Origin of the sequence: Microbispora amethystogenes (assembly GCF_016863015.1) — a bacterium.
Classification (GTDB): Bacteria; Actinomycetota; Actinomycetes; order Streptosporangiales; family Streptosporangiaceae; genus Microbispora; species Microbispora amethystogenes.
In genome coordinates, this window is record NZ_BOOB01000036.1 from 103,306 (window position 1) to 117,119 (window position 13,814).

Below are 13,814 nucleotides of genomic sequence, written 5' to 3' on the forward strand. Positions count from 1 at the left end.
CCGGGCCGGGGGCGGGCGGCAGGCTGTACGGGTGCTGATCCGACGTGAGAACCTCGGCGACGTCGAGGCCGTGCGTGGGGTGGTCGCCGCCGCCTTCGCTCCCCACCAGGAGGCCCGCCACCCCGGCCGGCCGCAGGTGCCGCCGGTCGAGGTCGTCCTGCTCGACGAGCTGCGTACGGACCCGGGCTGGCTGCCGGAGCTGTCACTCGTCGCACCGGCGCCGGACGGCGGGATCGCGGGTCACGTCCTGTGCACCAGGGCCCACGTCGGGACCGTGCCCGTGGTCGGCCTCGGCCCGCTGTCCGTGCATCCCGCCCACCAGCGGCGGGGAGTGGGGTCGGCGCTGGTGCACGCCGCGCTCGGGGCGGCGGAGGCGCTCGGCGAGCCGCTGGTGGGGCTGCTCGGCGACCCCGCCTACTACCGGCGGTTCGGCTTCGAGCCCGCCTCGGCGCACGGCGTCGCGGCGCCGGACCCCTCCTGGGGCGAGTTCTTCCAGGTGCGCGTCTTCGGGCGGTCCGCGCCGCGCGGGCCGTTCGCCTACGCCGAGCCCTTTTCCAGGGTTGACGGCGGGTGATCGGTATGACATGCAGCTCCTCGTGAAGAAGATCCTGACGTGGCTCGTCCTCGTCGTCACGGTGACCGGCTGCCAGAGCACCGCCGAGTCCGCGACACCGGCGCCCGCCGACTACCCGGCCAAGGTCGTCGAGCAGGAGGCCGTGGACGGGCGCACGGACCAACTCGTGATCGACTCCCCAGCCACGGGCGGGCGGCGATCGGTGTGGGTGCTGAAACCCGCGGCCTGGAAACCGGGTTCCACCGGCTGGCGCGCGTTGTACCTGCTGCACGGCTGCTGCGCCGGCGGCGGCTGGGACTGGCTCAGGACGGGAGAGGTGGCTCGGCTGACCGCCCGGCTCAACGCCGTCGTCATCGTCCCCGAGGGCGGTTCGATGGGCTGGTACGCCGACTGGCGCGACGGCCTCGCCTGGGAGACGTTCCACATGACCGAGGTGCCCCGCCTGGTCGAGCCGCGGTACGGCGTCGGGACGCGCCGTGCGGTCGCCGGTTTCTCCATGGGCGGCCTCGGCGCGTTCGGCTACGCCGCCCGGCATCCGGGTGTGTTCGAGGCCGCGGCATCGTTCTCCGGGGTGCTCGACACCCGCGAGGACGTCCCCGGATATCGGGCGTTCATGGCGGACAACGGCGTGGACACCGAGGACCTGTGGGGCGACCCGGGCGCCTGGCCGGAGCACAATCCCGCCGACCTGGTCGGGCGGTTGAAGGGTGTGCGCCTCTACGCGTCCTCAGGCGACGGGGAGCCCGGTCCGCTGGACCGGGGCGACGAGGCGATCGATCGCACCGAGGCCGCGATCATGCGGCAGAACCGGAACTTCGCCAGGGCCGCGGAGAAGGCCGGGGTGAAGGTGACGACGGATTTCTACGGAAAGGGCACCCACACCTGGCCGTACTGGATACGTTCGTTCGAACGCGCGCTGCCACTTCTCCTACCCTGAGACTCATGGGACGGGCAAATGACGAGGCGGCCGCGGCGCTGCAGGAGTACGCCGAGCTTTTCGCGCTGAACGGCGGGGACGCGTTCCGGGTGCGCAGCTACCAGAAGGCGGCCAAGTCGATCGCGGGGTTCCCCGGAGACCTCGGTGAGACCGACGTCCGGTCGATCCCCGGGGTGGGCGAGGCCATCGCCAAGAAGGTCGAGGAGTTCCTCGCGCGGGGCAGCTTCCGGCAGCTCGACGACCTGCGCGCGCGGGTGCCGGAGGGGGTGCGCAGGCTGACCCGGATCCCCTCGCTCGGCCCGAAGAAGGCGCTGTTCCTGTTCCAGGAGCTGGGCATCGACTCCCCCGCCGCCCTGGCCGAGGCCATCCGGGCCGGCCGCCTCGGCGGCGTGCGCGGCTTCGGCGCCAGGACCGAGGAGAACCTGCTCAAGGGCATCGAGCACATGGAGCGGTCGGGCGACCGGGTCCACCTCGGGATCGCGACGGACCTCGCCGAGCGGGTCGTCGCCTCGCTGCCCGCCGAGAGGATCGCCGTCGCGGGATCGCTGCGGCGGATGCGCGAGACGATCGGCGACGTCGACGTCCTCGCCGTCGGCGACCCCGGCCTGATGGACCTGTTCGCCCGGCAGCCGTACGTCACGGAGGTCGTCGCGAAGGGCGAACGGAAGACCTCGGTGCGGACCGACCGCGGCCTGCAGGTCGATCTGCGGCTGGTCCCCGCCGAGTCGTGGGGCGCCGCGATGGTCTACTTCACCGGCAGCAAGGAGCACAACGTCCGCATCCGGGAGATGGCGGTCAGGAAGGGCTGGAAGCTGTCGGAGTACGGCCTGTTCGACGGCGAGCGGCTGATCGCGTCGGAGACCGAGGAGGAGATCTACCAGGCGCTCGGCATGCAGTGGGTGCCTCCGGCGCTGCGTGAGGACGGCGGCGAGGTGGAGGCCGCGCTGCGTGGCGAACTGCCGCGCCTCGTGGAGCTGAGCGACCTGCGGGGCGACCTGCACACCCACACCGATCTCACCGACGGGATCGCCTCGCTGGAGGACATGGTCGCGGCCGCGGCCGCCCGGGGCTACTCCTACTATGCGGTCACCGACCATGCGCCCGACCTGGTCATGCAGCGGATGACGCTCGACAAGGCCCTCGCCCAGCGGGCCCGCATCGCCGAACTTCAGGCGAAATATCCGGACATGCGGTTGCTGCACGGCAGCGAACTGAACATCGCCCCCGACGGCTCGGTGGACTGGCCGGCCGAGGTGCTGGCCGGGTTCGACGTCTGTGTGGCCTCGGTGCACTCGCACTTCACCCAGTCGCGGGAGGAGATGACCCGCCGTTTCGTGGCGGCGTGCGAGAACCCGCACGTCCACGTCATCGGCCACCCCACCACCCGGAAGATCGGCAAGCGGCCCCCGGTGGACGCCGACTGGGACGCCGTCTTCCGCGCCGCCGCCCGGACCGGCACGATCATGGAGATCGACTCCTATCCCGACCGGGCCGATCTGCCCTCCGACCTCGTGCGGCTCGCGCGCCACCACGGCGTGACGTTCTCCATCGACAGCGACTCCCACGCGATCCCGCACCTGGCCCACCAGAGGTTCGGCGTGGGGATCGCCCAGCGGGCCTGGCTCACTCCGGACGACGTCGTCAACACCTGGCCGCTCGACCGGCTGCTGGCCCGTCTCGGCGGGGACCACGCGACGCCCTGAAGGACCTCCTCGACCTGAACGAACGCCTCGACCGCGTCGACACCGGCTGACCGTGTCCGCGCCGCCCGACTGTTGGAAGCCAGGGCATGCGGACGGCGCGGGGATGGCCCTACGCCGTCAGGCGAGCGGGTCGTACGCGAACGCCCGCACCTCTTGCGCACAGCGGCAGGAGGCCGCGATCTTCCTCGCCCACTCCAGCGCCGCCTCGCGGGAGGGCAGGTCCAGGATGGTGTATCCGCCGTTCAACCGCGTGGCCTGCGGATAGGTGCCCTGCGTCACCGTGCCGTCACCGGCAACGAGGACGGGGGCGACGTCTTCGTCTATCCCGCCGCCGAAGACGTAAACGCCGGCATCCTTGGCCTCCTGGATGACCGCGTGAGCGTCGCGAACCACGTCAGGAAAGTCCTCGTCCGCGACCACCATGGCGGCGCTGGGGAAGGAGATGAGAAAGTGCGTCATCCCTCGATCCTGCCGCGCGCCACCGACATTTCCGGAATGCGCTCTCACAGCTCCCGGAGGATCGCGTGGAGCAGGGACTCGGTGTTCCTGGCGGGCTCGGCCTGCACGCTGAGCTCGCTCATCACGAGGGTGTAGTCGTCGACGTCTTCCTGCTTGTCGAGGTAGAGAGCGCCGCTCAGCTGCTCCAGATAGACGACGTCGGAGAGGTCGGGCTCGGCGAAGCGCAGGATCGTGAAGGAGCCTCCGGCGGCGGCGTGACCACCGGCCTGGAACGGCAGGATCTGCAGGGTGACGTCCGGGCGCGCGGCGACCTCGATCAGGCGCTCGATCTGGCCGCGCTGCACGGCGTGGCCGCCGACGGGACGGCGGAGCGCCGCCTCGTCCATCACGGACCACAGCCGGGGCCCGTCGGGGTGGTCGAGCAGCCGCTGGCGCCGCAGGCGGAGGCTGACCCGGCGCTCGATGTCGTACGCCGACGCCCTTCTGTGGCGTACGCGGAAGACCGCGCGGGCGTACTCCTCGGTCTGCAGCAGGTCGTGGACGAACTGCGCCTCGAAGGTGCGGATGGTGGAGGCGGCCTCCTCCAGCCCGACGTAGGGCCCGAACCAGCTGGGCAGCAGGTCGTTGTACTGGTGCCACCAGCCGGGCACGCCGGCCTGCCGCGCCAGCGCCTGCATCGTCTCCCGCTCGGAGCTGTCGGTGACGCCGTAGAGGGTGAGCAGTTCGGCCAGGTCGTGCTGCTTGAAGGGAATGCGGCCGAGCTCCAACCGGCAGATCTTGGAGTTGGAGGCGCGGATCGCCCGCCCGGCCTCGTCCCGGCTGATGTTCCTGCTCTCGCGCAGCCGGCGTAACTGCCCGCCGAGCATGATGCGCAGAACCGTCGGTCCGCCCCGCGGCTGCGCCGGTCGTCCGTCCGGGTAGGTCGCAGACCCCGCTCCGGCCGAGATCATCTCTGTCCTCTCCTCGGTTCACATGTGGTTCATGGTCAAGTGATGCGCTTGTACACGCTTTCGAACACCATGCCACATCGGATCACTGTTCGTGGGGTGCCGGATGCAACCGGTTGCATCGGAACGGGCCCGGGGGCCGATCGTCTGGCGCGGGTCACGGCCGCACCTCGACATCCCCCGGCGGCACGGGGGAGAAATGCGGCGGTAACGCGCCGCTGCCATGATGGTCACGGTGCGCAGGCGGACGATCGCCGAGCGCCGGGGAGGGGTGCCAGGAGGATGACGAGATGCGCCAGCTGACGGCACTCGACGCGCAGTTCCTGTCCGTGGAGTCGGCGACGACCGCGGCCCATGTGGCGGGCGTGGCCGTCTTCGACCCGTCGACCTCGCCCTCCGGCGGCCTGACCCGCGAGGCCCTGCTCACCCTGCTGCGGGAGCGGCTGCACCTCGCCGCGCCGCTGCGGATGCGGCTGGCCGACGTGCCCCTCGGCCTGGACCGGCCGTACTGGATCGACGACCCGGACGTGGACCTCGGCGCGCACGTGCACGAGACCACCCTGCCCGCGCCCGGCGGCGAACGGGAGCTCGCGGCATATGTGGCGGACGTCCACGCGCGGCGGCTCGACCGGACACGTCCGCTGTGGGAGGCGCACCTCATCCACGGCCTCGCGGGCGGGCGGGTCGCCCTCTACATGAAGGTGCACCACTGCGCGATCGACGGCGTGACCGGGTCGGAGATCCTGACGGCGCTGCTCGACCCCTCGCCGCAGCCGCGTCTCGCGCAGGCGCCCGCGCCCGCGAGCCCGCGCCCCGAGCCGCCGCGGCCGCCGGGGCTGCTCGCGATGCTCGCCGGGGCGATCACCCGCACGATCGTGCAGCCGGTGGAGGCATTGTGCTCGCTCGCCCGCGCCGCCGCCGACCTGGACACGATCCCGGTGGTGTCGGCGCTGCCCGACGCGCGGCTGGTGGCCCAGGCCGCCCGCGCGCTCGCGGGAGACCCGCGCAGGCTGCCGGAGACGCCGCCGCTGGCCGCGCCGCGCACGCCGTTCAACGGCCCGATCTCGGGGGCGCGCGCGGTCGCCTTCGGGTCGGTGCCGCTCACGGAGGTCAGGAGGGTGGCCAGGGCCTTCGGCATGGGCCCGAACGACGTGGTCATGACGCTGTGCGCCTCGGCGCTGCGGCGCTGGCTGCTCGCGCACGACGCGCTGCCCGACCGGCCGCTGGTCGCCGCCGTGCCGGTCGCGCTGCGCGCCGCGGGATCGCCGCCCGGCCCCACCGACGGGCGGGTCGGCAACCGCATCTCGGCGATGATCACGCCGCTCGCCACCGACGTCGCCCGTCCCGGAGAGCGCCTGGCGGCCGTACGCTCCGCGCTGGCCGCCGCCAAGCGGCGTTTCGCCGTCTCCCACCGCAGCTGGCTGGACGACGTGTGCGCGCTGGTGCCGAACGCGTTCGCCGCGCTGGCCACGCCGCTCGTGTTCCGGCTCGCGGGAGTGGCGGGGGCGGGCGTGAACCTCATCGTGTCGAACGTGCCCGGCTCGCGCGTGCCGCTCTACCTGTGCGGGGCGCGGATGCTCTCCTATCACCCGCTGTCGGTGGTCACCGACGCCACCGGTGGGATCAGCATCACCTGCGCGTCGTACGACGACCGGCTGGACTTCGGCGTCGTCGTGTGCCCCACCCGGGTGCCGGACGTGTGGAGCGTGACCGGCCACCTGCGCGAGGCGATGGACGAGCTCGTCACGCTGCTCGACGAGGCGCCGCCGCACGGAAACCGCGAGCGGGAGTCGCCGGAGGAGCTCGAACAGGTGGAGGAGCGCGAGGAGAAGGTGCCCGCCTGAGGGACCGGTGCCCGGCCGATGACAGACCAGCGGCTGATCAGCGGCCGATCGGTGGCTGATCAGTGCAGGGCGCCCGCGATCAGCTCCGCCACCGCGTCGGGGTCGATGTGGTGACCGGTGAGCAGGCAGATGCTCTCCTGGTACAGCAGCACCGCGGCGAAGGTGGCGGCGGCGGCCTCCACCCGGGCGGCGTCGCCGCGCCCGCCCGGCAGGGCGAGCTCCAGGGCGAACCTCGCCCTGCGGATGATCTCGCTGTTGAGCCGGCCCAGCCGCTCCCGTACGGACAGGTGGGTGTCGGCCTCGCGGAACAGGATGCGCCGCATCGCGGGGGACGCCCGCAGCGGCAGCCGGCGGGCGAGCCGCGACAGCGTGCCCGCCGCGTCGCCGGGCAGAGCCTCGACCTCCTCCTCCGTGACGACCGTGCGCTCGTCCACCAGCGAGACCAGCACGTCGATCTTGCGCGGGAAGTAGTGGAAGACCAGCCCCTTGGGCACCCCGGCGAGCTCCGCGATCCGCGCCGTCGGCGTCGCCTCGTAGCCGCCGCCCGCGAACAGCTCCTCGGCCGCGTCGAGGATGCGGGTGCGGGCGTCGCCGTCCTGCGGGCGCGCCCTTCTCCGGGTACGCGACCAGGCCTTGGCGGTCTGGAGGGGGTGGTCCACGGACCGAACCCTAACCAGAGCGGGTGCTCCAGCACCATGACGCGAGGGACAGGGCAGTCATACGCCCGGCCGCGGGCGGGTGGCCCGCGGCCGGGCGTACGGGGGCGCCGGCGGGGTGCCGCCGGCGTCCCGTGTCAGTGGTTCGCCTCAGTGGCTCGCCTCAGGGGTTCGCCTCAGGGGTTCGCCTCAGTGACCGGTGGCCTGCTCGGCGCCGATGCCGGTGAGCGAACGGACCTCGATCTCGGCGTACTTCGACGCGTTGTACTCCTTGCTCAGGATCGTGCCGAGGTAGCCGCACAGGAAGCCGATCGGGATCGAGAAGATGCCGGGGTTCGACAGCGCGATCAGGTGGAAGTCCACGTCGGGGAACATCGCCGTCTTGGCGCCGGAGACGACCGGCGAGAAGATCACCATCACCACGGCGGAGATCAGGCCGCCGTAGATGGCCGACACCGCGCCTGCCGTGTTGAACCTCTTCCAGAACAGGCTGTAGAGGATCGCCGGCAGGTTGCCCGAGGCGGCGACCGCGAAGGCCAGCGAGACGAGGAAGGCCACGTTGAGCGACTGGGCGAAGATGCTCAGCGCGATCGCGACCGCGCCGATCACGAAGGCGGCGACCCGGGCGACCACCAGTTCCTGCCGCTCCGTGACGTCCCCGCGCTTGAACACGTGGGCGTACAGGTCGTGGGCGAAGCTGGAGGACGAGGCGAGCGTGAGCCCGGCGACGACCGCGAGGATCGTGGCGAACGCGACCGCCGCGATGACCGCGAGCAGCACCGTGCCGCCGACGTCGCCGAAGACCTGTGCGCCGATCTCCTGGGCGAGCAGCGGCGCCGCCGTGTTGCCCGACTTGTCGATCTTGCCGTGGACCAGGGCCGCCGCGCCGAAGCCGAGGACCAGCGTCAGCAGGTAGAAGACGCCGATGATGCCGATGCCCCAGAGGACCGACTTGCGGGCGTCCCTGGCGGTCGGCACGGTGTAGAAGCGGATGAGGACGTGCGGCAGACCGGCGGTGCCGAGAACCAGGGCCAGGCCGAGGCTGATCAGGTCGATCTTGCCCCAGATGCCCTGGGCCTCGGTGCCGTACTTGAGGCCGGGGGTGAGGAAGGCCTCACCCTTGCCGCTCGCCGTCGCGGCGTCGCCGAGCAGGCCGGACAGGTTGAAGCCGAACTTGCCCAGCACGAGCAGGGTGATCAGGGCGGCACCGACCATCAGCATGACGGCCTTGACGATCTGCACCCAGGTGGTGCCCTTCATGCCGCCGAAGACCACATAGATGATCATCAGCAGGCCGACCGCGATGATCGTCCAGATCTTGCCGGCCTGCGAGGTGATGCCCAGCAGCAGCCCGACCAGGGCGCCCGCGCCGACCATCTGCGCGAGCAGGTAGAAGATGCTGACGACGATCGTCGACACGCCGGCCGCCGTACGGACCGGGCGCGGGGACATCCGGAACGCCAGCACGTCGGCCATCGTGTACTTGCCGGAGTTGCGCATGAGCTCGGCGACGAGCAGCAGCGCGACCAGCCAGGCGACGAGGAAGCCGATCGAGTAGAGGAAGCCGTCGTAGCCCGACAGCGCGATGATGCCGGCGATGCCGAGGAACGACGCGGCCGACATGTAGTCGCCGCCGATCGCCAGGCCGTTCTGCAGGCCGCTGAACGAGCGGCCCCCGGCGTAGAAGTCCGCCGCGCTCTTGGTGTTGCGGCTGGCCCAGAACGTGATCCCCAGCGTGAGGGCGACGAAGACCACGAAGAGGATCGTGGACAGGGTCTCGTGACTCACTTGGCGCCCTCCCCGACCTCGTCGCGGCTGTCGGCCGCGGTGCGCAGCTCGTCGGCGAGCGGGTCGAGCTTCGCCGCCGCGTGCCGCGAGTACGCCCAGGCGATCAGGAACGTCGAGACGAACTGCAGCACGCCGAAGACGAGGGCGACGTTGATGTTGCCGAACAGCTTGGTGCCCATGAAATCCCGGGCGAAGCCCGACAAAAGCACATAGAGGAGGTACCACACCAGGAAGGCGATGGTCATGGGGAAGGCCCAGGACCGGTAGCGGCGGCGCAGCTCCTGGAACTGCTCACCCGCTTGTATACGCTCATAGACCGATGGATCGTGCTGGACGGTCACAAGATCTCCTTGGGCAAGTGATCTGAATCACCACAACGTAGGAGCGTGGTGCACCCGCCGACGAGCCCCGGGGACCGCCGCATCGCCCAGCCGTGTCGCCGGATCGTTCACATGGCGCGACAATGCGACGAATGGTCGGTTGCGCGCGCCGAACGGTCACGCCACCGCGGTACGTGAAACGCTTCAGCCGTCGCGGTGCGAAGGCGGGGTGAGCGAGCGCAAGCCATACCCGAGCGATTCACCCGACGAACGGTGGACCATCGGCAGCAACTGTCACATCAAGGCCGGCTCTATCACTACGGCGTGACTGGAGCCGCAGATCACGAACACTCGTTCGCCTTGGGCGCTGAGATGGGAGACAAGGCGGACCAGATACCTGTTGCGTTGATCATTGGAATCCTCGGTCAGTCGCTCGAGATAACCGGGGAGAACGGTCTCGTCGGACACGTCCCGCCAGTCTTTGCCGCCGGCGAAATCGCGCCGCCAGATGCGGTCGATGTCGGCGACGCTATTGATCTCTCCGCGTATCGCCGGGTGATCCGCCCGGCCGAGGAACTCCTCCACGAAGGCCTCCGGCGACTCAGGTTTGCCAAACCGCAGCTTACTGAAGTAGGGCCTTAACACCATGAAGAGCGCTACCCGGTCCTTCGCGTGCACGCGGGCGAGATAGGCGATGTGCTCGTCAAGCGGCTGCTCCCACGTGTACGCCTGCACATCGTCCTTCTTGGCCAGCGCGTACACGTGACCCGACTCGCCATAGTGCTCCACCGGATCCATAAAACCCGGCGCGAGGAATCCCAACCTGCCTTCGACCAGGGCAACGGTGGGGCGCAGCTCCCGCCACATCTCGTCGATCTGCCGGAGCTGCCGATCGACGGATGCGGGCTTGTGCTCAGCCCCGAAGACGACCACGTTGCCATGGCGGTAGGTGTAGGGACGGCGGTGCTCTTCGGAGTACTGCGACCGTGGAATGATGCGCGCTTCCGCGGGGGATGTCGCCGGCGGCTGCGGGTAATAGGCCGGCGACCGCCAGAAGTAGGTGAACGTCAGCAGCGCGAGCGTTGAGGCCGCCACCAGCAAGGACACGACCGCCCATAGCAGAACTCCTCGCATGTCAGCTCACGCTGCGGAGCAGCTCGTGTATACCGCCCGTGTCCGCTTTGACCGCAGCCAACTCTGAGCGCAGCGCAGCTATCTCATCCGCCTGTGCCTGCTGGGCGGCGAGGGACTTCACCGCGAGATCACGCAACGCGTTGTCGCGGTCGACCGCGGCCCGGGCCTCCCACGCGCGGCGCCACTGCCTGGTCACGTAAACCGCCAGCAGGGCTACCACGGCGAGTGTGATCACAAATCCGAAGGTGCCCTGCCAAGCAACCAGATCAATGCTCTCGTCCACCGATTGAGTCACTTCTCCTCCATTGTTCGTACCGCGTCCTGGATCGCTTCCGGGGTGAGCTGAAAGGCGAACGGCGCGACATCGAAGAACCGCATCGCCTTGCCGTCAGCGGACAGCTCCATCCGGCCGACGACAAGCCCCACCTCTTCCAGCCGGCGCAGGTGCATGTGCACCAACGGCCGGCTCAGCTGGAGCTCACGAGCCAACTGACTGACGTAGTTGCTGCCACCGGCCAGCGCCGCGATCAACCGCAGCCGCTGCGGGCTCGCCAGCACTGCCAGCACCCCAACAAGATCGGAGCCCATGACGCTCCCTTCTAGCTCGTGCTGACACGTGTCAGTCGTAACTTACACATGTAAGTGTGTTTGGAACAGCCTCGTACACCGAACGGCGGGGCGTGATCGTGCGAAACCGGTTTTCGTTGCGATGTCCCTCAGCCCCCAGGAGAACGCCGGACCACAGGGAAACGCCGGGCTACATGTGCCGGGGACGCCAGTCGCCGCGGTCGACGTTCAGCGTCTCCGGCGTGTGCAGGCGGACCATCGTGCGGGCCACGCCGCGCGGCACCCGCGAGGGTGTCAGCAGCGACACCGTCACCATGACGGTGAACGACACGGGCACCGTCCAGGCGGCCGGCTCGGCCAGCAGCGACCCCGCCCAGCCGGTGTGCGGGCCGCCGCTGATCGTCACGACCACGGCGGTGCAGGCGAGCCCTCCCCCGGCCAGCAGCCCGGCGAACGCCCCCGTCGTGGTCAGCCTGCGCCACCAGATGCCGAGCACGAGCAGCGGGCAGAACGACGAGGCGGCCACGGCGAACGCCAGCCCCACCACGGTCGCCACCGGCAGCGACCTGGCCACCCCCGCCAGCGCGAACGGCACGACCACCGCGAGCACGGTCGCGTAGCGGAACGAGCGCACCCCGCCGCGCAGGATGTCCTGCGCGATCACCCCGGCGACCGACACCGTCAGCCCCGACGAGGTGGACAGGAACGCCGCGAACGCCCCCGCAGTCACCAGCGCGGTGAGGAACTCCCCCACCGGGCCGCCCACCAGCCGCCCGGGGAGCGTGAGGACGACCGTGTCCCCCGCCGGCACGCCGTAGACGTGGCCGAGGTAGCCGTACACGGCGGGCATCACGTAGAAGGCGCCGAGCAGCGTGAGCACGACGAGCGTGGTGCGGCGCGCGGCCCGGCCGTCAGGGTTGGTGTAGAAGCGGACGAGCACGTGGGGCAGTCCCATGGTCCCGAGGAACGTCGCCAGGATCATCGAGTACGTCTCGTACACCGGGTGGTCGCGGCCGTGCAGCGGCAGCGCCCACTCGTCTCCGGCGGCGAGCCCCGGCGCGCCGCCGGACCACCAGGCCATCAGCATGAACACCAGCGGCAGCGCCAGCGCGGTGAGCTTCAGCCAGTACTGGAACGCCTGCACGAACGTGATCGACCGCATGCCGCCCGACAGCACGTTCGCCGCGACCACCGCCGCCACCAGCAGGCTGCCCGCCCACGGCGGCGCCCCCGTGATCGTACGGAAGACCAGCCCGGCGCTCTGGAACTGCGGCATGAGGTAGAGCCAGCCGATCAGCACGACGAGGACGCTCGACAGCCGCCGCACGGCCATCGACTCCAGCCGCGCCTCGGCGAAGTCGGGCAGCGTGTAGGCCCCCGAACGGCGGAGCGGCGCCGACACCAGCACCAGCAGCACGAGGTAGCCGCCGGTCCAGCCGACCGGCAGCCACAGCATGTCGGCGCCGAACGTGAGGATGAGCCCCGCGACGCCGAGGAACGAGGCCGCCGACAGATACTCCCCGCCGATCGCCGAGGCGTTCCACAGCGGCGAGACGGTGCGGGACGCGACGTAGAAGTCCGAGGTGGTGCGGGACATCCGGATGCCGAACGCGCCGATGAGAACGGTCGCCAGCAGCACCACGCCGACCGCGGTGATCTGACTCACCTACGCACCGTCCTCACCGGCGCACGTCCTCACCGGCGTTCCATGAGGTCGGCGAAGTCGCGTTCGTTGCGCTCGGCCTGCCGGACGTACAGCCAGGCCCCGACGACGAGCGCGGGATAGATCAGCCCGGCCAGGACCACCCACGGCAGCGGCAGCCCGAACAGCTCGGCCGCGCGCAGCTCGGGGGCCAGCAGGAACAGCAGCGGCAGCCCGCCCACGACGCACGCCAGCACCGTGCACACGAAAAGGGCCAGCCGGAACTGCGTACGCACCAGGGAGCGCATGTAGACCTCACCCAGGCGGGTCTGCTCGTCGATCTCCCGGGTGAGCGGATGGCGGGGCCGGCGGGCCGCCGCCGTGCGCGGGCTGGTCACCGTCACCCGGCGCGGCCTGCCCGTCACCGGGCCTGGCCCTTGCGGGCCCGGCGGACGAGCAGGTCGCGTAACTCCCGCGTGTGCCGCCGGCTCACCGGGATCTCGGTGTCCCCCACGCGCACCACGCACTTGCCCGAGTCGATGTGCAGTTCGTCGATGTGCCTGACCGCGACGAGATGGCTGCGGTGCACCCGCAGGAACCCGGCCGTCGCCCAGCGCTCCTCCAGCGTCGCCAGCGGGATGCGGACCAGATGGCTGCCGGTCGCGGTGTGCAGCCGCGCGTAGTCGCCCTGCGCCTCGACGTACCGCACCTCGGTGCTGGCCACGAACCGGGTCACGCCGCCCAGCTCGACCGGGATGGTGTCGGCCTGCGGCCCCTCCCCCGGCTCGCCGCGGCTGCCGCAGACCCGGCGGATCGCCTCCGCGAGCCGCTCCGGCCGTACGGGTTTGAGCAGGTAGTCCTCGGCCTTGAGCTCGAACGCGTCAACGGCGTGGTCGTCGTACGCCGTGACGAACACGATCTTCGGCGGACGGGTGAACTGGGTCAGCAACCGGCCCAGCACCACACCGTCGAGCCCGCGCATGCGGATGTCGAGGAACACCGCGTCGACCGGCCTGCCGTCCGCGATGGCGCGGTCGAGCAGCTTGAGCGCCGCGGCGCCGTCGCGGGCGGTCAGCACCTCGCCGATGCGGGGGTCCGCTCTGAGCAGGTAGGCGACGTCCTCCAGCGCGGGCTGCTCGTCGTCCACCGCCAGGACCCGCAGGCCGCTCACGATCACCCCTTTCACCGGCCGATGCTCTAGAGAGTGATGACCAGGACGACCGGAAGTCAACGTTTGCGCGTG

General features: G+C 70.7%; 15 protein-coding genes. 4 read left to right on the forward strand and 11 right to left on the reverse strand.

Translation table 11 applies throughout. The features are described 5' to 3' along the window. The first annotated feature begins 31 nt into the window (after positions 1–31). Genes Mam01_RS22715 through polX form a run of 3 tightly spaced genes read left to right on the forward strand, consistent with a single transcriptional unit; the run spans position 32 to position 3,214 of the window. Complete coding sequence (locus tag Mam01_RS22715; RefSeq protein WP_204287235.1) at positions 32–574, forward strand: GNAT family N-acetyltransferase; 543 nt, start codon at positions 32–34, stop codon at positions 572–574. A 10-nt stretch (positions 575–584) separates the two neighbouring features. Continuing rightward, positions 585–1,511: an alpha/beta hydrolase gene (locus Mam01_RS22720; protein ID WP_204287236.1), complete on the forward strand. Its 927-nt coding sequence runs from the start codon at positions 585–587 to the stop codon at positions 1,509–1,511. 5 nt (positions 1,512–1,516) lie between these two features. Continuing rightward, on the forward strand, positions 1,517–3,214 hold the full coding sequence (polX, locus tag Mam01_RS22725; protein WP_204287237.1) for a DNA polymerase/3'-5' exonuclease PolX: 1,698 nt from the start codon (positions 1,517–1,519) through the stop codon (positions 3,212–3,214). Between the two features lie 117 nt (positions 3,215–3,331). Here polX and Mam01_RS22730 read toward each other — a convergent pair whose 3' ends face one another. Both Mam01_RS22730 and Mam01_RS22735 read right to left on the reverse strand, forming a co-directional pair. Beyond that, a complete protein-coding gene (locus Mam01_RS22730; RefSeq protein ID WP_204287238.1) occupies positions 3,332–3,673 on the reverse strand; it encodes a YciI family protein in 342 nt (113 codons plus the stop codon). Positions 3,674–3,717: 44 nt separating this feature from the next. Next, positions 3,718–4,623, reverse strand: a complete 906-nt coding sequence (locus tag Mam01_RS22735) for a Sco1979 family transcriptional regulator (protein WP_204287239.1) — start codon at positions 4,621–4,623, stop codon at positions 3,718–3,720. A 287-nt stretch (positions 4,624–4,910) separates the two neighbouring features. On the opposite strand from Mam01_RS22735, the gene Mam01_RS22740 reads away from it, so the two are divergent. Continuing rightward, complete coding sequence (locus Mam01_RS22740) at positions 4,911–6,464, forward strand: WS/DGAT/MGAT family O-acyltransferase (RefSeq protein WP_204287240.1); 1,554 nt, start codon at positions 4,911–4,913, stop codon at positions 6,462–6,464. Between the two features lie 59 nt (positions 6,465–6,523). On the opposite strand, the gene Mam01_RS22745 is transcribed toward Mam01_RS22740, so the two are convergent. The 9 genes from Mam01_RS22745 to Mam01_RS22785 form a co-directional block, all read right to left on the reverse strand. Beyond that, the gene (locus Mam01_RS22745; protein WP_204287241.1) at positions 6,524–7,123 is read right to left on the reverse strand and encodes a TetR/AcrR family transcriptional regulator; all 600 of its coding nucleotides are present in this window, start codon (positions 7,121–7,123) and stop codon (positions 6,524–6,526) included. A 186-nt stretch (positions 7,124–7,309) separates the two neighbouring features. Further along, a complete protein-coding gene (locus Mam01_RS22750) occupies positions 7,310–8,908 on the reverse strand; it encodes a monocarboxylic acid transporter (RefSeq protein WP_204287242.1) in 1,599 nt (532 codons plus the stop codon). Continuing rightward, positions 8,905–9,249 (reverse strand): DUF485 domain-containing protein, encoded by a 345-nt coding sequence (locus Mam01_RS22755; RefSeq protein WP_204287243.1) that lies wholly within the window; start codon positions 9,247–9,249, stop codon positions 8,905–8,907. The genes Mam01_RS22750 and Mam01_RS22755 overlap by 4 nt, the downstream gene beginning before the upstream one ends. Before the next feature lie 273 nt (positions 9,250–9,522). Beyond that, positions 9,523–10,335, reverse strand: a complete 813-nt coding sequence (locus tag Mam01_RS22760) for a hypothetical protein (protein WP_204287244.1) — start codon at positions 10,333–10,335, stop codon at positions 9,523–9,525. 28 nt (positions 10,336–10,363) lie between these two features. Next, positions 10,364–10,645 (reverse strand): hypothetical protein, encoded by a 282-nt coding sequence (locus Mam01_RS22765; protein WP_150931485.1) that lies wholly within the window; start codon positions 10,643–10,645, stop codon positions 10,364–10,366. Positions 10,646–10,653: 8 nt separating this feature from the next. Then, the gene (locus Mam01_RS22770; protein ID WP_150931486.1) at positions 10,654–10,950 is read right to left on the reverse strand and encodes an ArsR/SmtB family transcription factor; all 297 of its coding nucleotides are present in this window, start codon (positions 10,948–10,950) and stop codon (positions 10,654–10,656) included. Positions 10,951–11,119: 169 nt separating this feature from the next. Next, positions 11,120–12,595: a sodium/solute symporter gene (locus tag Mam01_RS22775; protein ID WP_225311170.1), complete on the reverse strand. Its 1,476-nt coding sequence runs from the start codon at positions 12,593–12,595 to the stop codon at positions 11,120–11,122. Between the two features lie 29 nt (positions 12,596–12,624). Further along, positions 12,625–12,996, reverse strand: coding sequence for a DUF485 domain-containing protein (locus Mam01_RS22780; RefSeq protein WP_150931488.1), 372 nt, complete (start codon positions 12,994–12,996; stop codon positions 12,625–12,627). After that, the gene (locus tag Mam01_RS22785) at positions 12,993–13,742 is read right to left on the reverse strand and encodes a LytR/AlgR family response regulator transcription factor (protein WP_150932528.1); all 750 of its coding nucleotides are present in this window, start codon (positions 13,740–13,742) and stop codon (positions 12,993–12,995) included. The genes Mam01_RS22780 and Mam01_RS22785 overlap by 4 nt, the downstream gene beginning before the upstream one ends. Positions 13,743–13,814 lie beyond the last annotated feature (72 nt).

What these genes read in the sequence shown, in the direction of transcription:
- polX (WP_204287237.1), top strand. Translation starts at nt 1,517, where the DNA reads ATGGGACGGGCAAATGACGAGGCGGCCGCGGCGCTGCAGGAGTACGCC.
- Mam01_RS22770 (WP_150931486.1), bottom strand. Translation starts at nt 10,950, where the DNA reads ATGGGCTCCGATCTTGTTGGGGTGCTGGCAGTGCTGGCGAGCCCGCAG.
- Mam01_RS22740 (WP_204287240.1), top strand. Translation starts at nt 4,911, where the DNA reads ATGCGCCAGCTGACGGCACTCGACGCGCAGTTCCTGTCCGTGGAGTCG.
- Mam01_RS22730 (WP_204287238.1), bottom strand. Translation starts at nt 3,673, where the DNA reads ATGACGCACTTTCTCATCTCCTTCCCCAGCGCCGCCATGGTGGTCGCG.
- Mam01_RS22720 (WP_204287236.1), top strand. Translation starts at nt 585, where the DNA reads ATGCAGCTCCTCGTGAAGAAGATCCTGACGTGGCTCGTCCTCGTCGTC.
- Mam01_RS22735 (WP_204287239.1), bottom strand. Translation starts at nt 4,623, where the DNA reads ATGATCTCGGCCGGAGCGGGGTCTGCGACCTACCCGGACGGACGACCG.